Origin of the sequence: Gluconobacter sphaericus NBRC 12467, assembly GCF_006539125.1 — a bacterium.
GTDB lineage: Bacteria > Pseudomonadota > Alphaproteobacteria > Acetobacterales > Acetobacteraceae > Gluconobacter > Gluconobacter sphaericus.
The window spans coordinates 203,759-227,080 of the sequence record NZ_BJMK01000002.1; the positions used below are offsets into that span (position 1 = coordinate 203,759).

The 23,322-nt window shown below is 59.4% G+C and carries 21 protein-coding genes and 1 pseudogene; 17 read left to right on the forward strand and 5 right to left on the reverse strand.

Translation table 11 applies throughout. The features are described 5' to 3' along the window. Positions 1-56: 56 nt before the first annotated feature. Positions 57-596, reverse strand: a complete 540-nt coding sequence (gene dps / locus GSP01_RS03045; protein ID WP_141350559.1) for a DNA starvation/stationary phase protection protein Dps — start codon at positions 594-596, stop codon at positions 57-59. Between the two features lie 375 nt (positions 597-971). Here dps and pstC point away from each other — a divergent pair, with 375 nt between their 5' ends. From pstC to GSP01_RS14680, 7 genes are all read left to right on the forward strand, one after another. Further along, the gene (gene pstC / locus GSP01_RS03050; RefSeq protein ID WP_141350562.1) at positions 972-1,952 is read left to right on the forward strand and encodes a phosphate ABC transporter permease subunit PstC; all 981 of its coding nucleotides are present in this window, start codon (positions 972-974) and stop codon (positions 1,950-1,952) included. Beyond that, positions 1,949-2,821, forward strand: a complete 873-nt coding sequence (gene pstA / locus GSP01_RS03055) for a phosphate ABC transporter permease PstA (protein ID WP_141350565.1) — start codon at positions 1,949-1,951, stop codon at positions 2,819-2,821. Before pstC ends, pstA begins: the two co-directional genes overlap by 4 nt. A 20-nt stretch (positions 2,822-2,841) precedes the next feature. Next, positions 2,842-3,648: a phosphate ABC transporter ATP-binding protein PstB gene (gene pstB, locus GSP01_RS03060; RefSeq protein WP_174787527.1), complete on the forward strand. Its 807-nt coding sequence runs from the start codon at positions 2,842-2,844 to the stop codon at positions 3,646-3,648. Positions 3,649-3,654: 6 nt separating this feature from the next. Beyond that, a complete protein-coding gene (phoU, locus tag GSP01_RS03065) occupies positions 3,655-4,389 on the forward strand; it encodes a phosphate signaling complex protein PhoU (protein ID WP_141350571.1) in 735 nt (244 codons plus the stop codon). Next, positions 4,386-5,108, forward strand: coding sequence for a response regulator (locus GSP01_RS03070; protein ID WP_141350574.1), 723 nt, complete (start codon positions 4,386-4,388; stop codon positions 5,106-5,108). Before phoU ends, GSP01_RS03070 begins: the two co-directional genes overlap by 4 nt. A gap of 36 nt (positions 5,109-5,144) precedes the next feature. Further along, positions 5,145-6,380, forward strand: coding sequence for a sensor histidine kinase (locus GSP01_RS03075; RefSeq protein WP_228123732.1), 1,236 nt, complete (start codon positions 5,145-5,147; stop codon positions 6,378-6,380). Between the two features lie 248 nt (positions 6,381-6,628). Beyond that, entirely contained in the window at positions 6,629-6,805 is a 177-nt protein-coding gene (locus GSP01_RS14680; RefSeq protein ID WP_167495463.1) for a hypothetical protein, read from the forward strand. A gap of 22 nt (positions 6,806-6,827) precedes the next feature. On the opposite strand, the gene GSP01_RS03080 is transcribed toward GSP01_RS14680, so the two are convergent. Further along, positions 6,828-8,243 (reverse strand): amino acid permease, encoded by a 1,416-nt coding sequence (locus tag GSP01_RS03080; protein ID WP_141350577.1) that lies wholly within the window; start codon positions 8,241-8,243, stop codon positions 6,828-6,830. Between the two features lie 191 nt (positions 8,244-8,434). After that, positions 8,435-9,688, reverse strand: coding sequence for a transglycosylase SLT domain-containing protein (locus tag GSP01_RS03085; RefSeq protein ID WP_141350580.1), 1,254 nt, complete (start codon positions 9,686-9,688; stop codon positions 8,435-8,437). A 63-nt stretch (positions 9,689-9,751) separates the two neighbouring features. On the opposite strand from GSP01_RS03085, the gene GSP01_RS03090 reads away from it, so the two are divergent. From GSP01_RS03090 to GSP01_RS03110, 5 genes are read left to right on the forward strand one after another with little or no spacing between them, the layout of a single operon-like run. Next, on the forward strand, positions 9,752-10,225 hold the full coding sequence (locus tag GSP01_RS03090; RefSeq protein WP_141350583.1) for a flagellar basal body-associated FliL family protein: 474 nt from the start codon (positions 9,752-9,754) through the stop codon (positions 10,223-10,225). Next, entirely contained in the window at positions 10,222-11,337 is a 1,116-nt protein-coding gene (fliM, locus tag GSP01_RS03095; protein WP_255320855.1) for a flagellar motor switch protein FliM, read from the forward strand. The genes GSP01_RS03090 and fliM overlap by 4 nt, the downstream gene beginning before the upstream one ends. Before the next feature lie 14 nt (positions 11,338-11,351). Beyond that, complete coding sequence (locus tag GSP01_RS03100) at positions 11,352-11,849, forward strand: DUF6468 domain-containing protein (RefSeq protein ID WP_141350586.1); 498 nt, start codon at positions 11,352-11,354, stop codon at positions 11,847-11,849. Between the two features lie 6 nt (positions 11,850-11,855). Then, positions 11,856-12,578 (forward strand): MotE family protein, encoded by a 723-nt coding sequence (locus GSP01_RS03105; RefSeq protein WP_141350589.1) that lies wholly within the window; start codon positions 11,856-11,858, stop codon positions 12,576-12,578. Next, entirely contained in the window at positions 12,575-15,118 is a 2,544-nt protein-coding gene (locus tag GSP01_RS03110) for a tetratricopeptide repeat protein (RefSeq protein WP_141350592.1), read from the forward strand. The genes GSP01_RS03105 and GSP01_RS03110 overlap by 4 nt, the downstream gene beginning before the upstream one ends. A gap of 7 nt (positions 15,119-15,125) precedes the next feature. On the opposite strand, the gene GSP01_RS03115 is transcribed toward GSP01_RS03110, so the two are convergent. After that, the gene (locus GSP01_RS03115; protein ID WP_228123733.1) at positions 15,126-15,782 is read right to left on the reverse strand and encodes a TetR/AcrR family transcriptional regulator; all 657 of its coding nucleotides are present in this window, start codon (positions 15,780-15,782) and stop codon (positions 15,126-15,128) included. A 114-nt stretch (positions 15,783-15,896) separates the two neighbouring features. Between GSP01_RS03115 and GSP01_RS03120 the strand changes: the two genes are divergently transcribed. The 5 genes from GSP01_RS03120 to GSP01_RS03140 all read left to right on the forward strand — a co-directional run bounded on the left by GSP01_RS03120 (position 15,897) and on the right by GSP01_RS03140 (position 23,171). Then, complete coding sequence (locus GSP01_RS03120) at positions 15,897-17,111, forward strand: efflux RND transporter periplasmic adaptor subunit (RefSeq protein ID WP_141350597.1); 1,215 nt, start codon at positions 15,897-15,899, stop codon at positions 17,109-17,111. A gap of 6 nt (positions 17,112-17,117) precedes the next feature. Further along, positions 17,118-20,294 carry an efflux RND transporter permease subunit gene (locus GSP01_RS03125; protein ID WP_141350601.1) on the forward strand — a complete coding sequence of 1,059 codons (3,177 nt, stop codon included), beginning with the start codon at positions 17,118-17,120 and terminating at the stop codon, positions 20,292-20,294. Next, complete coding sequence (locus GSP01_RS03130; RefSeq protein WP_141350604.1) at positions 20,291-21,757, forward strand: efflux transporter outer membrane subunit; 1,467 nt, start codon at positions 20,291-20,293, stop codon at positions 21,755-21,757. Before GSP01_RS03125 ends, GSP01_RS03130 begins: the two co-directional genes overlap by 4 nt. Positions 21,758-21,769: 12 nt before the next feature. Beyond that, positions 21,770-22,117, forward strand: coding sequence for a hypothetical protein (locus tag GSP01_RS03135; protein WP_141350606.1), 348 nt, complete (start codon positions 21,770-21,772; stop codon positions 22,115-22,117). A gap of 85 nt (positions 22,118-22,202) precedes the next feature. Then, positions 22,203-23,171, forward strand: coding sequence for an arsenic resistance protein (locus tag GSP01_RS03140; RefSeq protein ID WP_141350608.1), 969 nt, complete (start codon positions 22,203-22,205; stop codon positions 23,169-23,171). Here the strand turns inward: GSP01_RS03140 and GSP01_RS15055 are convergent. Next, positions 23,168-23,322: pseudogene (locus GSP01_RS15055) on the reverse strand (IS481 family transposase); the annotation flags it as partial. The gene GSP01_RS03140 and the pseudogene GSP01_RS15055 sit on opposite strands and share 4 nt — an antisense overlap.

Consider the following 23,322-nt stretch of genomic DNA (forward strand, 5'->3'; position numbering starts at 1 on the left):
ACGCCCCACAGGAGATCTGTGGAGCGTCGGAAGGCTTAGTCGGTGCCCGGAGTTGATCAGCTCCGGCTTCCCTTGTGGTCGCCGTCGCGCATCTGGCCCGTCGGCTCCTGTACATGTGCTTCCAGGAACCAGAGATGCTTGTCGAGACCACGGGACACTTCCGTAAAGATGTCGGCCGTATCGTCGTCGCCAGCCTCGTCCGTCACCTTGATGGACTCACGCATGTTGTTGGCAACCGTCGCGTAACGATCGATCAACGCCGCCAGATGGTCGGCCACGCGGTAGATGTTGTTCGGATAAGGCTTACAGGCGCTGTTTTTGGTAACATCCTGTACGGTCCCCAATGCTGTACCGCCAAGCTGGACAGCACGTTCGGCGACAGTATCGGAGAAGCCGTCGATGCTGGAACGGAAGCCGTCGAGCATTTCATGAACGCCGATGAACTGCGGTCCCTTGAGGTTCCAGTGAGCCTGCTTGGTGATCAGCGCCAGATCAATCAGGTCGGAAAGACGGGCGTTCAGCGTCTCGATGGAAACATTCTTGGTGTTGTCTGCCGTGTTGTTCTGAGTCACGTGGCGGTCGGTTCTGGAAACCATGAGAATACTCCTGAATATCGGAATGTGACCCGAAGACGGGATTCAGGTCGTGAAAATTTTCTTGTGCCCCCTTACTGTTTCAGGGCCTCGCTCATCTAAACGTGTCATCTATGCCACGGTTGCGTCGCGAATTTTAGGTGAGGGTTGGCAATCTCATGGTTTGCTGCCGGGTGAGGTGTTCGGAGCTGCTACCCGAGCCTTCTATTGGCCGTTCACGGCGGTTTGTAACGGCCATGACCTGTGGAGATGACATAAATCTTTCATCCCGTGTTGTTCCTGTTCTGGTTGTTCTTCCATGACAGGACGGCTAATGCACTGGTGTGGTGGCTGTAGCTGCCGGATAATGCCCGTTTTTCAAGTCAGAGCTCCTCACGCATGACCCTTGCCACAGCCACGCAGCCCGACGAGGCCCGCGACAAGGCCGGTGTTTCTCACAGTGGAAGCCGCCGCAGCGGGCCCGATACCGCATTTCATCTTCTGGTCGCCGCTTCGGCGCTTCTGGTTCTGGTGGTGCTGGGCGGTCTTGTGCTCCTTATGGGCGTGGGGGGCAGTCAGGCTTTCCGGACGTTTGGTCTTGGGTTTGCCTTCCATGATGTCTGGAACCCGGTCGCTGATCAGTACGGGGCCTGGGCGCCGCTGTTCGGTACGATCGTCAGCACGCTGATTGGTGTGGCGATTGCCCTGCCGCTGGCGTTTGGAACTGCATTCTGGCTGACGGCAATGGCCCCCCCCCGGATTGCTGCAATTGTCGGAACAGCCGTGCAACTTCTGGCTGCCGTGCCCTCCATCATCTTCGGTATGTGGGGCTTTTTCACGATTGTTCCCTTCATGGCGCGGACGGTTCAGCCTTTCCTGACCCACCACTTCAGGCATGTTCCGGGGTTAAGATTCATTATTCATGGTGCGCCCTTCGGTACGGGGCTCATGACGGCCGGTCTGGTGCTGGCGGTCATGATCGCACCTTTCATGACCGCCGTGATGCGCGACGTGTTTGCCGCCATGCCTGCCATGCTGCGTGAAAGCGCCTATGGCCTGGGCGCCACGCGCTGGGACGTGATGTGGAAGGTGGTGGTGCCCTGGTCCCGGACGGGCATGATCGGTGCGATTGTTCTCGGGATGGGGCGTGCCTTGGGTGAAACCATGGCCGTGACCTTTGTGATCGGAAATGTGACGGCTGTTGGCTGGTCGCTGTTTGCGCCCCGCAGTACGGTGGCCTCTCTGATCGCCCTTCAGTTCCCGGAAAGCCCGGCCGGGTCGCTGCGTCTGTCCGCGTTGCTGGCGCTGGGCTTCATCCTGATGCTGTTGTCCTTTGCCAGTCTGGCGCTTGCGCGGATGTTGCGGGGAGATACGAAATGAGCGAAACCTTCGTCTCCACGACCGGCTGGAAGCCCAACCCGCGGGCTGCTCGTCGGCGCCGCGCCGATCATTTGGCGACCGCTTTTGGTATGTTGATGGCTGGCATCCTTGTGCTGGTGTTGGCATCCATCCTGTGGACGCTGCTGTCACGCGGACTTTCCGGTCTGTCTGCCGCCGCGATCATGAAGCCGATGGGACCGCCCGGATCGTCTTCTGGGCTGGCGAACGCGATCGTGGGTAGTCTGGTCCAGACCTTCATGGCGCTGCTGATGGCGACGCCTCTTGGCCTTGGATGCGGGATCTATCTTTCCGAATACGGGACAGAAACCAACAAGTTCGCGTCTTGTGTCCGCTTTGTGTCCGACGTGCTGATGTCAGTGCCGTCCATTCTGGTGGGCCTGTTCGTCTATCAAGTGTTGGTGGCACCGTTCGGCCATTTTTCTGCGCTTGCTGGCTCTGTTGCGCTGGCGATCCTGGCGGTGCCGATCATTGTGCGTACGACCGAGGACATGCTGCGGCTTGTTCCGACGTCCATGCGCGAAGCTGGGGCTGCTCTTGGTGCGACACGCTGGCGGGTGACTCTTTCGCTGTGTCTGCGTTCTGCCAAGACGGGCGTTCTGACGGGTATTCTGCTGGCTTTGGCCCGGGTGAGCGGTGAGACGGCGCCGCTGCTGTTTACGTCGCTCGGCAACCAGAATTGGTCTTTCAGCCTCAATCGGCCGATGGCGAGCCTGCCGGTGACGATCTATCAGTATGCCGGTGCATCCTATGAAGACTGGGTACAACTGGCCTGGGCCGGCGCGCTTCTGGTGACGATGGGTGTGCTGGCCATCAACATTGCTGTCCGCGTTTCGGCGCGACGCGGATGACCCCGGGAACAAGGCAGGGGATGATACAGGATTCCATGATGACCGAGATTGATCTGCAGGTAGCGAAAAGCCCTGAAGTGGCGCTGGCTGTCCGCAACCTGAACTTCTACTATGGTGAAAACCACGCCCTGCACGATATTTCGATCGACTTCCCGGCCCGCCGTGTTACGGCCATGATCGGGCCGAGCGGATGTGGTAAATCCACACTGCTGCGGATTTTTAACCGCATGTACGACCTGTATCCCGGCCAGCGCGCGACGGGCGAGGTGATTTTCGACGGGCGCAATGTTCTGGAACGTGATCTGGATCTGAACATCCTGCGTGCCCGTGTGGGTATGGTGTTCCAGAAGCCGACGCCATTCCCGATGTCGATCTACGACAACATCGCCTTTGGTGTGCGTCTGCATGAGAAGCTGAACAAGGCTGACATGGACGCTCGTGTCCAGGACGTGCTGACCCGTGTCGCACTGTGGAACGAAGTCCGGGACCGTCTGAATGCACCTGCTTCCGGTCTTTCGGGTGGTCAGCAGCAGCGTCTGTGTATCGCCCGTTCGATTGCAACGCGCCCGGAAGTGCTGCTCCTCGATGAGCCGACCTCGGCGCTGGATCCGATTTCCACGGCGCGCATTGAGGAACTTCTCGACGAACTCAAGGAAGAGTTCACGATCGCGATTGTGACCCACAACATGCAGCAGGCTGCACGCTGCGCTGATCAGGTGGCTTTCTTTTATATGGGGCGGCTGATCGAAGTGGACAGTGCTGATCGGATGTTTACCAATCCGAAGCAGCAGCAGACCCAGGACTACATCACCGGCAGGTTTGGATAACGCGTCATGGCTGACAGATCTCACATCGTCAAAAGCTACGAACAGGAGCTGGGTCAACTCCGGTCTATGATGGCGCAGATGGGCGGCATCGTGGAAAATCAGGTGGCTCTCGCGCTTTCCGCTATTGCGGATCGTAACGAGGAAGCTGCGGATGCGGCCGCCCGTCAGGACCCGGAAGTCGATCAGCTTGAACGCGAGGTCGAAGGCCTTGCGATCCGCCTTCTGGCCCTGCGCAGCCCCATGGCAGGCGATCTGCGCGAGATTGTGGCCGCCCTGAAGATCACCGGTGATCTGGAACGTATTGGTGATTACGCCTCGTCCATCGCTCGGCGTTCCCTGCGGATCCGGATGCCGGAAAACCAAATTTCGCTTTCGGGCCTGCGCAGCATGGGCCGTCTGGTGCAGGAAAATCTGCGTCGGTCGATCGATGCTATTACGCAGCAGGATTCCAACCGTGCCATGGAAGTCTGGCATTCGGACCGCGCCGTGGACGAGTATTATACGGCGCTGTTCCGCGAACTCGTGACGTACATGATGGAAGATGCCCGCAATATACGGGCTTGCACGGAACTGCTGTTCATCGCCAAGAACCTCGAGCGAATCGGCGATCATGCGACCAACGTCGCCGAGCGCGTCTTCTATGCCGTGACGGGTGATAACCTGCCGTCCCTGCGTCCGCGCGGGGCTCCGGCGTCGGCCCTGACGGCGACAGAGACGATGCAGGAGCCTGACGTCCGGTGAAGGGCCCTTCACCGGCACGTGCCAAGGGCCTCGTTCTGCTGGTCGAGGACGATCCGGCCCTTCTCCTGATGACTCGCTATAATCTCGAGCAGCGCGGATATCGTGTTGAGACGGCAGAGGACGGAGAAGCGGCCCTTCTGGCGCTTGAGACGGCCCGTCCGGATGCTGTGGTGCTGGACTGGATGCTCCCGGGCTTGTCCGGGCTGGATGTGTGTCGCCGGATCCGCGCCAATCCCGCATTGCGCGACGTTCCGGTTCTGCTTCTGACGGCGCGTTCGGCTGAGCAGGATGCGATCCGTGGGCTGGATACGGGCGCGGATGACTATCTGATGAAGCCGTGCAGTATTGATACGCTTGATGCGCGTCTGCGGGCGCTTCTGCGTCGGCATCAGTCCTCTTATGACCGCCTGTCCTTTGCGGACGTCACGCTGGACCCGGAAACGCACCGCGTGGAGCGGGCTGGGCGGATGCTTGCGCTCGGACCGACAGAATACCGTCTGCTGGATTTGCTGATTCGCAATCCGCGCAAGGTGTTTTCCCGTGAAGATCTGCTGCGTCGGATCTGGGGTCAGAACATCCATGTCGAGATCCGGACGATCGACGTCCATATCCGGCGTCTGCGCAAGGCCATCAATGGGCCGGACGAGGTCGATCTGGTGCGGACCGTGCGGGCGGCCGGTTATGCCTTGGATGACGGCCCGACGACGGATGGCGGCTGACTGGTGCCGCCGGGAGGATTGCCGCCTGCAGCGGATATGCTGCCACTGCAGGTGGGCATGGTCCTCGTATGCGTTGCCTTGGCAGGATGGGTTCTGGCGGTTTGGCTCCTGTTGCGACAGCCCCGGGTTCCGACGTCTCCGCCTGATGATTATCTAAGACCGGTTTCTCCGGCTGATTTGCCAGTCGATCCGCTTCCCGCCTGTGTGCTGGTGCTGGATGGGCTGGGAGCGGTCGTGCAGGTCAATGAGGAAGCCGCCTCCCAGTTCGGGGAAACGGTTGGTGCCATTCTGCGTCATCCTGCAGCGCGCGCCGCCCTTTCTGCGGCGTTGCGTGCTCCGGTTCCGGCTAGTCCATCAGGTAGCAGTAACCGGGGGGATCTGCCGCCGGTCTGCTCCACGACCTTTACGCTCGATGTGCCGGTTCCGCGCACGCTTCACCTGATGCTGCGCCGACTTCCCGGCGGGAAGGGGCAGGACAGGCGTGTTCTGGTGGTGCTGACCGACCGGAGCGAGGCGCAAGCTGCGGACAGAATGCGCATGGATTTCGTGGCTCATGCCAGTCACGAACTGCGCACGCCGCTTGCTTCGCTGAGCGGGTTCATCGACGCGTTGCAGGGGGCTGCCGGGGAAAACCCGGTCATGCGGCATCAGTTCCTCGACATCATGCGCCAGCAGTCCGAGCGACTGAAACGGCTGATCGACCGTCTATTATACCTGTCACGCGTGCAGGCGCATGAGCATCAGCGTCCCCGGGACGTGGTGGATGTGGCTGATCTCATGGCGGTGGTGCTCGGGGAAGTTGCGCCGCGTTTCGAGCAGGAAGGGCGCACCCTGAAGCTGGAGATCCAGGACGATCTGTTGGTCCGCGCTGACGAAGATGAGATGGTGCAGGTTCTGCTTAACCTGATCGAAAATGCCCTGCGTTATGGTGCACAGGAGGGCGATCCGCTGACCATCACCCTGTTCGCACGGCGTGCGGCTAGTCCGGATGATCGCTGGCCTGCGGATGGTGGCGTCATTCTTGGGATCGAGGACAATGGCTGCGGGATGGAAGCGTATCATCTGCCGCGCCTGACCGAGCGTTTCTACCGTGTGGGCGCGCCGACGGACGGGGCCGGGCAGGGAACGGGGCTCGGTCTGTCCATCGTACGGCACATCCTAGACCGCCATGGCGGGCGACTGCGGATTGCGAGTGCGCCGGGAAAAGGAACGACCTGTCTGGTCTGGTTGCCGCCTGCGGGGGCGACACTCTCGGTTTCGACAATGGAATGAAATCTTCCTTCTGAAATCATCAAAAGGTGCTGTGACAGTGAGAGCTCTTCGTAGTTTCCGCCATGTCGGACTGGCTGCTCTGCTGGCGAGCTGCATGTTCACGCAGCTTCATGCGGCCGATATAGATTGACGGGATGATCTACAATTTCTAGTGCGATGATCGGCATTTGCGCGACATCCTGCTCCGGACAATATTGGATTTTTACGCGACCGAGCTCCCGGAATGGGCGGTCGCGTAGGATCTTGATGTGCTGGCGGCGAAAGAAAAGCGCAACTGGGTTTATGAGGGCCTGGACTGCCTGCGCAGCCAGTGGAATCTTTGCGCAATCAACCTTTGCGACGGCAACGAGGACGCCATGACCCTCCAGACTCAGGACCTGAGCTATGCCTATCTGGGGTTCGAGCCGGGTCGGAGGACGCACTGAGGCTTTGTATCGGAAAAGACAATCAACCGTGGCGGCGACCGCGATCCAGCAGGCACCAGCCGCCAATCAGGATGGCGCCGATCAGGGGGATGGCACCGATCGTGATCGTGCCGTCCGGGTAGTCGAAAGCCATCATGATCAAGACGAAACCCAGAAAGCCCAGAGTGGCCCAGGTCGTATAGGGCGCGCCGGGCATATTGAAGCCTGTCGGCGTGATGTCCCCGCGGTTGATTGCAGCCCGCAGGCGGAGCTGGCACAGCAGGATGAAGCCCCAGGTGCTGATGATGCCCAGCGCCGAGAAGTTCAGGACGATTTCGAACACGCGCGACGGGATGAGGTAGTTCAGCATCACGCCCACCAGATAAACACCCAGCGTGGTGAGGATGCCGACATAGGGCACGGAACTGCGGTTCAGCTTACTCAGAGCTTTAGGGCCGGAGCCACCAAGGGCGAGGGCGCGCAGGACGCGACCCGTGGAATACAGTCCGGAATTGAGGCTGGAAAGGGCGGCGGTTAGCACCACAATGTTCATGATGGTGCCGATGCCCGGAATGCCAAGAGCCTGAAAGAATGTTACGAACGGGCTCGTGCCAGCATGATATTCCGTCCAGGGTAACAGGCAGACCAGCAGAATCACGGAGCCTACATAGAACAGGGCAATGCGCCAGATGACGCTGTTGATGGCGCGCGGAAGAATTTCACGCGCGTCCTCGCACTCGCCTGCGGCTGTGCCCAGCAGTTCAATGCCTGAATAGGCGAACACCACGCCCTGAAGCAGCATGAGGGCCGAGAAGAGGCCATGCGGGAAGATTCCGCCGTTTTCGGTAATCAGGTGAAAGCCGGTCGTATGGCCCGCCACCGGCATGCGTGTCCCGAGAATGATGGCTCCGGCAATAAGAAAGAGTGCAAGTGCCACGACCTTGATCAGGGAAAACCAGAATTCCATCTCGCCGAAATAGCGCACGCCGATCATGTTCATTGTGCCGACGATCGCCAGCGCCACAAGGGCGAAAACCCATTGCGGGACCGGCAGGAAGACCGCCCAGTAATGCATGTACAGGGCTACAGCCGTGATATCGACGATGCCGGTCATGGCCCAGTTCAGGAAGGACAGCCAGCCAGCCATATAGGCAGCACGTTCGCCAAGAAATTCCCGCGCATAGGTCACGAAGCTGCCGCTGGTCGGGCGGTACATGACCAGTTCGCCCAGTGCACGCAGGATCAGGAACGAAAAGACGCCGCAAATTGCATAGATGATAGCAAGGGACGGCCCAGCCACCTGAAGCCGTGAGCCCGCGCCCAGAAACAGTCCTGTTCCGATGGCGCCACCAATGGCGATCATCTGCACATGACGGCGTCCGAGGTCTTTGTGGTAGCCTTCCTCACTGATGGCCCCTGCATGGGTCGGGGTGTGATCGGGAGCCGGGCTTGTCGTCATCTGCGCGTCCTGGGAAGTCGTCGTAAAAGGTGTGGGTCAAGCTGTATGGGGCATGACGAGAGGCCAGGCCGTGAGGGCCTACGCTTCATGCGCGTCAGCTATGTGTGGCATGCATGGGAACATAGGCGAAAGTGACCGCATTGCCAACGCGGATTGCTTCTGAGGCTGAAACTGCTCTCCGGACTGTGCCTTCAATGTCCTGGCGGGACAGCCATGCAGGCCATTCCCTGCCTGGAAAGAGTCGAGCAGGCCTGAGCTGCTCCGACACGGCTGATCCCCGTCAGACGGGCACGCCAGACCGTGGTTCCATGGCTGGGAGTAGGATGAACTTCGATTCGGGCCGATTGCAGCGATGTGAACGCGGCCTGTCGCGCCATGGTGGCAGCGAACTTTGCCTGCCCGATACTGCCGAAGGCCCCCACCTGAACTGCCCAGGGGCCATAGCTTCCGGGACGCCTGTAGCCGACGACCAGGGTGGTCGATTCTGTTGGCTGTGTCGGCAGAGTATGGGGTGTTGGAATAGCAGGGGCGGGCGGGAGCGGGTGTGAAGAGACTGGCTCCTGAATGGTCAGCGTATCGCCAGCAGGTCTGGAAACAAAGGTCGGGGACGGTGCTGCGAGGGGTGGTGTGTTGACGGGCTGGATGGCACACGGCACGTCGGGATCGTAGGCATCGTTCGGGTTGCACGGAATGGCGCTGGGTGCTGTGATGGGCGTCTGGGCGGCGGAACTCGTGACATGCCGGCTGGCCCAGACCTGCCCTACACTGCGTGCTGATGCCGTCATGACCGGCGCAGGGGTTGTTGGGGCCACGCCTGTGAGGGCTGTGCCGGACTGCGAGGCGTTCAGCTGATCGGCGGTGGCATAAGCCGCCAGCGGACCGGTCATGGCGATCTGCGTGCCGAGGTGTGGCGTGATGCTCGCAACGTAATTGACGGTTTCGTTGGGCAGTTGCCGCCCCTCGTAGAGATAGTCCTCAAGCCGCTGCGGACCGGCATTGTAAGCGGCCAGAAAGGCCGGAGCCCCGTATTTTCGCGCGAGAATGCTGATATAGCCCGTGCCCGCCATGATGTTGTCATGCGGCTCGTAAGGATCTGAACGTAGACTGTAGCGCGAGCGCATGTCGGCATAGGTCTGGGGCATGAGCTGCATCAGGCCCATTGCCCCGGAACGGGACGTGATGGGCCGTCCGTCCAGAAACTGGTGCCCCCCCGATTCCTGATGGATCACGGCACGGATCCAGTCCTGGGGAATCGAAAAGCGGTTTGCGGCCTGGATGATATACGGACCCCACGGATCGCTGGCCGGACCGGGGGCGCGATATGCGCCGCTTGAGGAATAGTACCGGTTGTACGGAGAATGCTGGGACGCGCAGCCTGCAAGGGCCGCAAGGCTCAGGATGATGGTTCCCGTCTGAAGGAAGACTCGCCTTTTCCTGAGCATCATAAACCCACTGTTAATCTTTTATGCCGATGATGAGCGCTGTCCGAAAGAGAAGGCAGACAAACGGTGACGACGGAGACTCCGGAAAACGAAACCCCGGTCAAGAAAGGGGGTAAGCGCAAGATCATCATCCTTGCAGTGCTGGCATGCCTGCTTCTGGCTGGTGGTGGAGCCTTTGCATGGAAGCATTTTCATCACGCGGCAACCCCGGTCGCCAATAATGCCCCGCAGCCGGTGAAGTGGACCACCATCACCATTCCGACCATTCTGTCCAATCTTGATTCCGGTACGGACCGCACGCGATACGTCCGGATCGGTGCCCGACTTGAGGTCGAGGACGGTAAGGATGCCGCCAATATCGCGGCCCTGATGCCGCAGATCCAGGATGCGTTCCAGACCTGTCTGCACGGAATGCAGTCTTCGGAGCTTTCTGGTAGCGGTATTTACCGGTTGCGCGAAACAATGCTGGCACAGATCACCAATATCGTTGCGCCTCTGCGTGTGAGGGATCTCTTTTTCGTAGAGGTGCTGGTGCAGTGAGTGACGACCGACAGCCTGATACTGCTTTCGCGGACCAGGGCACGGACATACCCGCCGCCTTTCCCTTGGCTGGACATGACATAGCAGGGCTGGGCCATGACAGCGCCGAAGATCATGTTCTCAGCCAGGCCGAGATCGACAGCTTTTTCGGTAAGGATTCTGTGGTTACGGGCGCTGCTGACAGCAGTGGTATCGAGCGTGTGGTTAGCACATCGGGTGTCTCGTCCGAGCGATTGCCGATGCTTGAAGTTGTCTTCGACCGTTTTACCAGAGTCCTGACGACAAGCCTGCGTAATTTTACCAGTGATAATGTCGAGGCGTCCATGGACCGCCTGGGATCCCAGCGCTTTGGAGATTATCTTGAGAACGTGCCGGGACAGGCCATGTTTGCGGTCTTCAAGGCGGAAGAGTGGGATAATTACGGCGTTGTCGTGCTGAGTTCTTCACTGATCTACAGCATTGTCGATGCCCTTCTCGGGGGGCATGTCCGTGGTGATAGCGCTCTCACCGCTCCAGCCAGCCGCCAGACCGGACGGCATCATACTGCCATTGAGCGCGCACTTATCGAGCCGATGGTCAGGATTATTCTGGATGATCTGGAAACGAGTTTCAGTCCGCTCTGCGCCGTTAATTTTCACTTCGAACGTCTGGAAATGAATTCACGTTTCGCGATGATTTGTCGGGCCGGAAACGGGGTGATTACTGCACGGTTCGGCATCGATATGGAAGGCCGAGGCGGAGACGTGGATATCGTACTGCCACACGCTACGCTCGAGCCTGTCAGAGACATTCTGCTGCAGCAGTTCATGGGCGAAAAATTCGGTCATGACGGCATCTGGGAGAATCATCTTGCCCGAGAGCTCTGGCAGACGGATTTGACCCTGGATGCCGTTCTGGAAGAGCAGACCATGAATCTGAAAGATATCATGAGGCTCGCTCCGGGGGATCAGCTTGTCCTGCGTCGCAAACCGGATGCTTCCGTCAGCCTGCGGTGTGGGGAACATGTTCTTTTTACAGGGCGTGTCGGGCGAAAGCAGGGGCAGGTTGCCGTCAAGATTGAAGACGTTCTCAACCAGAAATACGGCACGGATCGTGCCGTATCCTATAGCTGATCGGAGCATATTTCATGGACAGATTTCAGCTTGGGATCGAGATCGCTCTGTCAGTGCTGCTGCTGGTGACGATTTTCTACAGTCTCTATCTGGGGCGTGCCCTCTCCGTCCTGCGACGTGACCGCGGCCAGCTCGATGCCCTGATTGCCAGTCTCCAGTCCAGCAGTGCGCAGGCCCAGTCCGGTATTGATCATCTTCGTCAGACGACGGAACTCGTCGGGCGTGCCCTGGGGAAAACCGTTGAGTCTGGAAAGAGTCTGAAGCGGGATCTGGCCATGCTGTGCGAACGTTCTGAGACGCTGGCCCAGCAACTGGAATCTCTTCTTCCCGCCGGACGTGTCGCCACTGCAGGCATGAAGGCTGCTTCCAGTGTTCAGGAACGGTCGGAAGAAGCTTCGTTCCGCTCTGCGCTTCGTCTGAAGCCGGACGAAGTGCGGACCATGAAGCCCAGTGGCAGCAAAAGTGCTGCCGAGCGTGAACTTCTGCGCGCTCTTCGTCAGAAGCAGGGATAAGGCGTCATGTTTTTCCGTATCCTGCATCTTGCCTGCGGTCTGATGATCGTTCTTCTTGGGGTCAAGATCTACGCTATCGCGGGTGATCTGATGGGCGGCGCGGATTCTCCCTCTTCGTCTCTGACAACTGTTGCAATGGCGCAGCCGCAGCCCCCGCCCGCTGCGCCGATAGAAGTCTCACCGGTGGCCCCCAAGCCCGCGGGAGCCCCCCCCACCCTGGCGACAGCTGTTCCGAAAACGGATGATCTGTGCGCACACGGGGGCTGCAAGGGGGGCGTGCCAATTGCGCCAACATCAACGGTGCAGTCAGCGGATCCTGCACTCGTGGAACAGCTCGCTGCTCGTGAGAAGGAACTGGATCGGCGAGATGTAGCACTGAATGATCGTCAGCGCCTTGTTGACGCGGCTGAGGAAGAGCTGCAGCGACGGATGACAGCGCTGGAAAATTCCCGGACTGCCCTTGAGAACAGCGAACAGCATACGGACCAGCTGCGCAATGATGATGCTGACAGACTGGTCAAAATCTATCAGGCGATGAAACCCGAAGATGCCGCAGCAATCTTCAATATTCTTGATCTGCGTGTTGGCGTAGCGCTGCTCAACAGGATGAATCCGCGCAAGGCGTCCGCAATCATGGAGGCCATGTCCCCCCAGCGCGCCATTCTCGCCACGCAACTCCTTGTAAACTCTCATGCACGGCCTGCCACTCGGATCGGTGGTAACGGATGAAACGGGCGTTTTTGGCCACTGCACTGAGCTTGTCGCTGCTCGAAACGGCTGTGGCCGCGCCTAAAACCGCTGGCGTCAAGCCGGGAAAAGTAGAAACTGGGCCTACAAAAGCTGCTGATGAGAAGTTGTTGCCTGCTGGCTGGGCTTTTCTGAACGATCCGTCGCCACTTTTTCCGCATCCTGAAAAAGCAGTACAGGAAAAACGGATTTCTGCAGGGCTGGCCTCAGTCACCGGAACCCGGTCACAGGCGACGGCAGCTCCTATTTATGGAACGTCCGTGCAGGTCCCTGATGCAACCGGATTGTGGCTGCCTCTGGGTGAACTGACGCCCGTTGCAGCGTTCCGTAATGGGCGGAATGTTGTGCTCGTGGCGGCGGGACAGCATGTCTTGGATACGGCGGGCCTGACGGGGATCGGGCCTTTCAAATCTGTTTTCAGCCGGATCCTGTCAGATGTGACGGTCATTACCGTAACGTTATTCGACGAGCGAGATCCTGTTCTTCGTCCTGTTGGGGCAGGGTGGACGCTATCAGTCGCGGTTGATGTAAAGCCTCAGGCCGATATGTTGCTTGGGCAGGATGCCAACGCCTTGACGTTCATGCCGCCGGTGGCAGAAGGATTGCCGCAGGTTGTTGCGCTGGATGATCCTGATTCAGGACGAAGGCTTCTGTTGGGAATGACGCGCTCAGGCCGCATTCAGCAGCCCATGCGGCGTCTGGGAACCGGGTTCGCGGTCCGGAGCAGTCTGGTCGGTGTCGTGGTTGCGGCTGATTCTGACACCATAGAGATGCGTCAGGCGGGTGGAAAACTGATGCTGGATACGGTGGGGCCGGACAGTTTTCCGCTGATGGCATCCAACCGGCTTCAACCTTATGGCTCGTCCCTGAACGGTGTCAGTCTGGGGAGGGGAACTCCAGAAGAACTGCGGGAAGCGCTCAGGCGGAGTGTGACCTCTGCTGCCATGGCGTCCTCAGGTGATCGCTTTGCTGCCCGGATGCGGGTTGCGCAGGCGGCAGCTCGGGCTGGCAATGGCCCTCTTCTGGGCGAGGTTATTGACGTGGCTTTGCAGGACTGGCCCGAGGGTGTGGAAAAGCCCGAAGCACGTCGGCTGCAACAGATATCGGCAGTGCTCAATGCCCGGTCGGGCTCTTCCTCGCTGACAGAAGATGGGGGGAGTACGCCGGAAGACCAGCTCTGGCGCGGAATGATGCGGATGCTTATACCATCTTCATGTCGGGTTAGACAAAGCGCATCAGGATCTCCGGAAAGCGACCGTCTTCAGACGGCGGATCTGATCGCGACAGGGCTTCCTGTTCTTCAAACTTACGCAGCTCCGCTGAAGGAGCGGCTGTTGCCTTCGGCGACCCAGTGGATCGCGCGTTATGGCAGTGATGGTGCCACGAAAGTGCTTGATCAGCTCCCGGACGGACCGCAGGTAGCTCTGGCGAAGGCCCTGCTGGCGGCGCGGCGGAATACGTCGGATGCAGAAGCGAAGCTCTCTGTTCTTGCACATGACCCGTCGCCGCTGATCTGGCCGGTGGCGCGGGAAGCTTCGCTCCGACTGGCATTGAAAAAAAAGACTCTTTCCCCGCAGGCTGTTGCGGATCAGGTGGACGGCATCCTTCCTGCTCTTCGGATTGCGGCACGCGAGAAAGATGGGCGCCTTCTACAAATCAAAGCTTTGATGGAAGGCGGAAATCTCGAAGGTGCCGCTGCGGCGGTGCAGGAATGGGGGCGTCTATATCCGGAGGAGACTCCTAAGGTTGCGGTGCAGGAAGCGGACATTATCCGGCAAATGGCCCGGTCTGCGCCTTCAGGGGCGTGGCAGAACATGAACGCGGTTGTCTTTCTGCAAGGTGCACTGCTTAAAGCGTCAAACAGTGCCTTGCGCGGTGACATTCTCGACGGTCTGGCTCGTCGTTACGAGGCACTTGGCCTGCCGGATCAGGAGCGTAAGGCCCTGCGGGATCTTCTGACGTCCGGGAGTAATGCTCAAGGGATGAATACCCGCATCCGGCTGGCGACGCTTGAACTCAATCTGGGAGACCCTAAGGCGGCACGGCAGGATCTTGGAGTTTCTGCCGAGGGATCTCCGGATGCTGCTCTGGCGCTTCCGGGTGGAAGCAGCAGCCAGTCCGTGGAGGTGGCGCTTCTGAAAGCGCGTATTGCACTGGCGGATCATCATCCGGAGGAAGTGGTGTCAGAGCTAGCGAGCATTAACGATCCGCGTGCCTGGACCTTGCGGGCGCAGATGGCTGAAAGGGCCGGGGACTGGTCTCATGCGGTTGAGGCACTTGCGCCCATGCTGGATAGTCTCCCCGGAGCCGGTGGTGCTTCGAAAGAAGTGCTTTCGCCTGAACAGCAAGCGCTCGTTCTGCGAATTGGGGGGGATGCGTCGAGGGCGCAGGATCAGCAGATGCTTAAAAATTTGCAGACCCGGTTTGGGGCACTGATGAACGGGACGTCGTCTGAAGGTGTTTTCCGCCTGCTGATCGGGAGTGGTGAAGCTGCTTCAGCGCCGGCCTCTGCAGGGGGGTAGGTCTTCTTCAGGCCTGAGTGACCGGACGATGGCCTTCGAGGAAGACCCTAATGCCATACGCCATGAATTCTTCGAGGTTTTCTTTTTCACGATGGGGTTTGCAGTGGGTGAGCCGTCCCAGCATGGGGCCGCCAAGGGTCATGCCGAAAAGCAGGTCCGAAGCTTCGGTGATGTCGGGAATATCCAGTCTGCCGGCTTCGGACTGGGTCTCCAGCCAGTTCTGGATTGGCAGAACCCGGCCTGAAAGCTGGAAAAGATCTGCAACCAGTTGCCGGATTGCTGGATTGCGGTTGGTCTCCGTGATGACGGAGCGGAGCAGACTCAGTCGCTCGTCGCAGAACATGCAGGCTGCGATGCAGGTCATCAGGCCCAGGAGCTGCTTTTCCAGCGGGTCTGTAGGGAGTGGTGTGTAGGTTATGGGCGCGAAAAGCCGCTCAAGGATAAGGGTTTCGAAAAGGATCTGCTTGGAGTCGAAAAATTGGTAGAGAGTTTTCTTGGACATTCCGGAGCATGATGCAATGCTGTCCATTGATGCGGCATGATAGCCGTGTGTGGTCAGGACCGAGCTGGCAGCATCAAGTATCCGGATGCGTCTTTCCGCTTCGTCGAGCTGCGCGGGACGGCCACAGCAGGGCTGTTTCCGGTCTTCGAACTGGCTGCTCAAGATCAACTCCGATATTATTTCACAGACTGAATTGACGTTTGTTAAAGAAACCCGCTAGTTTCCGTCTTCGCAGGAAACTAGCGGGTTTCTGTATCACAGGATAGCGGCCGTATCATGCCTTCTTTTCAGAAAATGTCTTTGAATTCTTCTGCCGCCCTGTCTCCGGTCGGTCCTTGGGGTGGGAAGGGTGCTTTTCTGGTACCGTTTCTGGCACTCCCGCTGCTGGTGGCGGGTTGTCAGAAAAAAGCTGCCGCTCCGCAGATGCCGCCCCAGCCTGTTGATGTGGTGACGTTGAAGACGCAGCCTGTCACGCTTGAGACGTCCCTTCCGGGGCGGACGGATGCCTATGAGCAGGCGCAGATCCGGCCGCAGGTGAATGGTGTCATTGTTTCGCGTGACTTCGAACAGGGTGCGGACGTCAAGGCCGGGCAGCAGCTTTTCCAGATCTATATCGCGCCGTATCAGGCGGCTTACGATCAGGCGAAGGCGCAGCTCCTGAACGCACAGGCCGTTGCAGCACGGGCGAATGGGCAGCTCAAGCGGTATCGTCCGTTGGTGGCGGCTCATGCCGTGAGTTCGCAGGATTTCGACAATACACTGGCGACAGCGCGAGAGGCTGAGGCTCAGGTGGCGCAGGCGACGGCAGCCGTGGAAGCTGCGGCCGTCAACCTGAACTACACGCATGTTCGTGCGCCGATCACTGGTCGGATCGGCCGTACGCTGTATACGCCGGGTGCGCTGTTGACGGCGGGTCAGACACAGGCGATTGCGGTCGTGACCCGGCTCGATCCGATTTATGTCGATGTCAATCTGGCTGCCACCGACATGCTGCGTCTGAAGCGTGAGCTGGCGGACGGGCAGCTGGAACGGAACGGAACGGATGCGGCGGCGGTAGGCCTGCGTCTTGAAGACAACACCGAATATCCGACGCGCGGCAAGCTTCAGCTTTCCGAAGTTACGGTTGATCCGTCGACCGGAACGCTTGTCATGCGTGCGGTTTTCCCAAACCCCGATCATCTGCTGCTGCCGGGCATGTTTGTGCACGCACACATTCAGGAAGGCATTGATCCGAACGGTCTTCTGGTGCCGCAGGTCGCGGTCGCCCGGGATGCCAAGGGTAATCCCTACGTCATGATCGTGGATGGTGAAAACAAGGTCGCCCAGCGTTCCATTCAGGTTTCGCGGACGGTCGGTGAGTCCTGGCTTGTTTCTGATGGCCTGAAAGCGGGCGACAGGGTGATCGTGAATGGCCTGCAGAAGGTCCATCCAGGTGTGAAGGTGGCACCGCATGATGTGCCTGCCGAACCCCCTGCGGGAAAGGCGGAGTAACCCCGCATGTCACTGTCCCGCTTCTTTATTGACCGGCCCATCTTTGCGTGGGTGATCGGTCTGATCATCATGCTTGTCGGTGCTGTTGCGATTACGCGCATGCCCATTGCGCAGTATCCGAGTATTGCCCCGCCGCAGATTGCCATTTCGGTCATGTATCCGGGTGCATCTGCCGAGACGGTGAACAACACGGTTGTCCGTCCGATCCTTCAGCAGATGTATGGTCTGGATCATCTCGAATATCTGTCGGCTTCGTCTTACGCGAGCGGACAGATGGAGATCGACCTCACGTTCGAGCAGGGTACAAACCCTGACATCGCGCAGGTTCAGGTCCAGAATAAGCTCCAGCTCGCGCAGCCGCGCCTGCCGACCGAAGTAACGGCTCAGGGTCTGAGCGTGACGAAGGCCACCAAGAACTTCATGATGGTTCTGGCCTTCATTTCCGAAGACGGCAGCATGTCCGGGCAGGATATTGCAGATTATGTGGCGTCCAACATTTCCGATCCGCTGTCGCGTGTGTCGGGTGTGGGCGATCATACCTTGTTCGGCTCCGAATATGCGATGCGCGTCTGGTTGGATCCGTCGAAGCTGTACAATTTCGGCCTGACGGTCGGGGATGTGCAGTCTGCCATTCAGGCGCAGAACATCCAGGTTTCTTCGGGTGAACTGGGTGGCCTCCCGGCCAAGAAGGGCATCAGTTTTGATGCGACCATTATTGGTCCGACGCGACTGAGCACGCCGGAGCAGTTCAAGGAAATCCTGCTCAAGGTGCAGCAGGATGGCAGTCAGGTGCGTCTGAAGGACGTGGCGCGCGTTGAGCTTGGAGCGCAGAGCTACGCACTTGGGTCTGTCTATAACAACCATCCCGCATCCGCGATGGCGCTCAAGCTTGCGCCGGGCGCGAACCAGCTCAAGACTGAAGCGGCTGTCCGTGCGCGTCTGAACGAGCTGAGCCGCTATTTCCCACAGGGTCTGAAGCTCGTCTATCCGCTGGATACCGAGCCGTTCATCACGCTCTCCATCCATGAAGTGGTTGAGACGCTGATCGAGGCGATCGTCCTTGTGTTCATCGTGATGCTGATCTTCCTGCAGAACTTCCGCGCGACGTTGATCCCGACGATCGCTGTGCCGGTGGTGCTGCTGGGAACGTTCGGGCTGATGTCCATGCTGGGCTACAGCATCAACACGCTGACCATGCTGGCCATGGTTCTGGCTGTCGGTCTGCTGGTCGATGACGCGATCGTGGTGGTCGAGAATGTCGAGCGTGTCATGACGGACAAAGGGTTGTCACCGAAAGAAGCGGCCCGTGTCTCGATGGACGAGATTTCGGGCGCGCTTGTGGGCATCGTGCTGGTGCTGACGGCGGTGTTCCTGCCGATGGCGGCCTTTGGCGGTTCCACGGGTGTGATCTATCGCCAGTTCTCCATCACCATTGTCGCAGCCATGTGGCTGTCGGTTCTGGTGGCGATGGTCATGACGCCGGCGCTGTGTGCCACCATGCTCAAGCCGACCCATAAGAGCCATGAACGTGGTCCCGCGGCCTGGTTTAACCGGACGTTCGATCGTCTGACCAACGGCTATATCGGTGGTGTGAAGTGGCTGATCCGGGTGCCGGTGGTCAGCATGATCGGGTTCGCGCTGTTGACCGGTCTGGTCGCATTCCTGTTCATACGGGTGCCGGGCGGCTTCCTGCCGGATGAGGATCAGGGAATCATCTTCGGTCAGGTCACGATGCGCAACGGTGCGACCGAGGCGCAGACGGCGGCCGTGAACCGCAAGATTACCGACTATGTTCTCAAAACCTATGGCCAGTATGTTGAATCCGTCTTCACTATGTCGGGCTTCAGCTTCGCGGGTCAGGGGCAAAGTGCGGGTGCGTTCTTCATTCGTATGAAGCCGTGGGATCAGCGCCCAGGCTCGAAACATACGACCATGACCATATCGCGCGAGATCATGATGCATTTCTGGATGGATCCGGAAGCGCAGATCTTCGCCGTCAATCCTCCGGCCGTGATGGAGCTGGGCAATGCGACCGGCTTCGATCTGGAGCTGGAAGATACTGGGCATCTGGGTCATGACGCCCTGCTGGCCGCGCGAAACCAGATCCTGCGCGAAGCGGCGAAAAATCCGCTCCTTCAGGCAGTCCGTCCGTTGGGTATGGAGGACGCGCCGCAGTTCAGTCTGGACATCAACCGTGAGCGCGCCAATGCGCTGGGTCTGACTAATGCAGACATCAACACGACGCTCGAAGGCGCTCTGGGCTCCATTTACGTCAATCAGTTCATGCGCAATGACCGCGTCAAGCAGGTCTATATCCAGGGTGAGGCTTGGGCGCGTATGACGCCGGAGGATCTGAACCGCTGGTATGTCCGCAATTCGATCGGGACGATGGTGCCGTTCAATGCGTTTGCGTCGGGGCACTGGGTCAACGGTCCGCAGAAGGTCGAGGACTATAACGGTCTGAACTCCTACGAAATCCAGGGGCAGCCGGCCGTGGGCGCAAGCTCGGGGCAGGCCATGGCGGAAATGGAGAAACTTCTGGCCAAGCTGCCGCGCGGCATCGGTTACGAATGGACTGGTCTGTCCTTCGAACAGCTTGCTTCGGGTGGCTCGACCGCACCGCTCTATGGACTGGCCGTGATCGTGATCATGTTCTGTCTGGCCGCGCTTTATGAAAGCTGGGCGGTTCCGTTCGCCGTGCTACTCGTGCTCCCGCTCGGTGTGTTGGGGGCTATTGCGGCAACGTTGGGACGTGGGCTGTCCAATGACGTCTACTTCCAGGTGGGTCTGCTGACGACGGTGGGTTTGTCCGTGAAGAACGCGATCCTGATCGTGGAATTCGCCAAGGCCTTCTTTGAAAGTGGCGAAAGCCTTGAAGATTCCGTTCTGGAAGCCGGGCGCGAGCGTCTGCGTCCGATCCTCATGACTTCGATCGCGTTCGTCTGTGGTGTGTTTCCGCTGGCGATTGCAACAGGTGCGGGATCGGCGGCGCGTGTAGCGATCGGTACCTGCGTGGTAGGCGGAATGCTCTCCGCCACGCTGCTGGCGATCTACTTCGTGCCGGTGTTCTTCGTAGTGGTGCTGCGTCTGTTCCGGGTCAGCCGGATCAAGGACCGTAAGGACCCGTATGCCCATCTGGACAATAAGGCGGCACTTGTCGCTGAAGGGGAGCACGGCGCATGAAGGCCCGTCTCGGACTGACTTCCGGATTTGCCGGAATGCTGATGCTTTCGGCCTGTAACATGGCGCCGGTTTACCACCGGCCCACGCAGGCCATCCAGAACAGTTACCCCGCGGATACGGCATCAAAGAACACGCCTGCGGCTCAGGCTGCTTCCAATCTCGGATGGGAGGATTTTTTCACCGACCCGCGGTTGAAGGCGCTCGTGGCACTGGCTCTGAAAAACAACCGCGACATTGCAGCGCAGCTTGATGCTGTGGGCGTTGCGCGCGGCCAGTATGAGATCCAGAATGCGTCGCTGTTCCCGATCATCTCGGCTGGTGGACAGGGAATGTTCGTGGCGCCATCCGACACGGCAGGTTTTTCGTTTGCACCTGGCGTTGGCGAACATATTTCGACTCTGCGTCTGTATCAGACGTCGATCGGGTTTTCGTCTTATGAAATCGATCTCTGGGGCCGTATTCGTAACCTGACGCGTCAGCAGAAGGAAACGGTGCTGAACAACGTCGAGAACGCGCGGAATGTGCTCATCACGACGGTCTCACAGATCGGGACGACCTACATCCAGTGGCTGGCTGATCGCGAGCAGCTCCGGGTGACGCGTGCCACACTGGCGTCTGAGCGCGATACGCTGCGATTGACTCAGCTTTCCTATGACAATGGCGAAACGGATGCGCTGACGCTGGCGCAGGTCAAGACACAGGTCGAGCAGGCTTCTGCCTACGAGGCGCAGTATACGCGCGCTCTGGCGGATGACGAGCATGCGCTTCAGCTTCTCGTCGGCTCGCCGCTACCATCGACTCTGCCGAAACCGGCGCCTTTCGGGTCGCAGACTATGATCGCGGATCTGCCGGAGGGTCTTCCTTCGGACCTGCTGGAGCAGCGGCCGGACGTCCGTGCGGCAGAGCATACCCTGCTTGGGGCCAATGCAAATGTGGGTGCAGCGCGCGCGGCGTTCTTCCCCCGCTTTACGCTGACGGCTTCGGAAGGCACCAGTTCGCTTCAGTTCCGCAAGCTGTTCACGCCGGGTGCCGAAACCTGGAGCATCTCCCCATCCATCAGCATTCCACTGCTGACATGGGGGCAGAGCGAAGGCAACCTGATGATGGCCAAGGCGCAGTCCCGTCAGAATGCGGCACAGTATGAAAAGACCGTACAGTCAGCGTTCCGTGAAGTTTCAGATGCGTTGACGGCACGGGAAACCTATACGAGCCAGCAGCGCCACATGGATGAACTGGTGGCGCAGTCGCAGCAGGCGTTCGATCTGGCCAACATGCGCTACAAGGCAGGTATCGACAGCTATCTGACGACCCTGACACAGCAGCGCACCCTCTATCAGGCGCAGCAGAACGCCATCACGGTCAAGGCCGCACGCTTCCAGAACCTTGTGACATTGTATCGCGCGCTCGGAGGTGGCTGGAGCCAGAAGACCGTTTCGCCTAAGGTGCCCGCACAAACGCACTGACCGGAGAGCCTCATGCGCAGGTTGATTGTCCCAATACTGGCCGCTTTTGCCGTTTACGGCGCGGCCCTTGGCACGGCTGTGGCGCAGGATGCGGATGACGGTCCCAAGAAGCCGAGCATGCACGACCTGTATCACAACTCGTCGTTGCCCAAGAGCCATGCTGATTTCAGCCGGTATCGGTATCGTCCGCCAGGGGATAAAGTGATCGAGCAGCCGGATGCCTTCCGGCTGCTGTTCCAGACGAAGGACGGACAGCCGGACGGTTATGCCGAACGTCGCGGGACTTCGGTTTTTTATTATGACCGCTACGGAAAGCTGCGTCAGATCCAGCCCCTGCCGGAAGATGCGACGACAGACTGATGCCCCGCTGCCGTGACCTGACATCCGGCATGGGGTGTCTGCGCGGAAGGTGGCTTTTTTCATCTGCTACTGTCAGGTATGCGCCATGAGTCTAGCTTCGATGCGGGATCTTTTGGAGCAGCGTCAGATTGTACTGTATTTTTTTGCAGTACTTCTTGGGGCAGCGGCTGCGCTGGTGATGGTGGGAACCGCGTCCTGGGACGTGGTCATCAATCCTGTTCTGGGGCTGATGCTGTTTGTGACCTTTCTTCAGATACCGCTTACGGGACTGGGGCAGGCTTTCCGCAGGGTCCGGTTCCTCGCAGCGCTTCTGGTCACGAATTTCGTGGCTGTCCCCGCTCTGGTGGCCCTGCTGCTTCCGTTTGCACCGGCGGACGGAATGATCCGGCTGGGCATCCTGATGGTGCTTCTCTGCCCCTGTATTGACTGGGTGGTGACGTTCGCCCAGATGGGGCGGGCGGATGCGGCACTCCTTCTCGCGTCCACGCCCGTCCTTCTGGTGGTGCAGATGGTGATGCTCCCGCTCTGGCTCCGTCTCTTTCTGGACGATGGCGTGTCACGGTTGGTGCAGGTCGGGCCCTTCCTGCATGCGTTTCTGTGGCTGATCGTCATTCCGCTGTGTCTGGCATGGTTCGTTCAGTTTGGGGCACAGCGAAGCTCGGTAGTCGAATGGGGCGCATCAGTACTGGGCCTGCTGCCTGTGCCGGTGACGGCGCTCGTTCTGTTCATCGTTATCGCGGCCATGCTCCCGCAGCTGGTCCATGAGACCAGCATTGCGCTGCATGTCGTGCCGATCTATGCGGCTTTTGCTGTGTTTGCGCCTTTTCTGGGTTGGGGTATTTCGAAGCTATTCAGGCTGGAGGCACCCGCAGGTCGCGCGCTTGCCTTTAGTGGAGCCACACGTAACTCTCTGGTCGTGTTGCCGCTTGCGCTCGCAGTGTCTGGTGCGGCGCCTTTACTGCCCGCCGTGATCGTGACCCAGACGTTGGTCGAACTGGCTTCGGCACTACTCTTCATCCGGGTAATGCCCCGGCTGGGAGCTAGCCGCTCCTAGGTGTTTAGTCCCGTGCTTTGGTAGTTTGGATTGGTGATGAATTTTTCTGGCTCTGAAGTCCAGATTTTGCAGACGTATTCATAAGGGGCGAGGCTGTTCAGGGTCTTGAGTCTTCGCCCGAAGTTATAGGCTGCCATGAAGTCATTGAGGC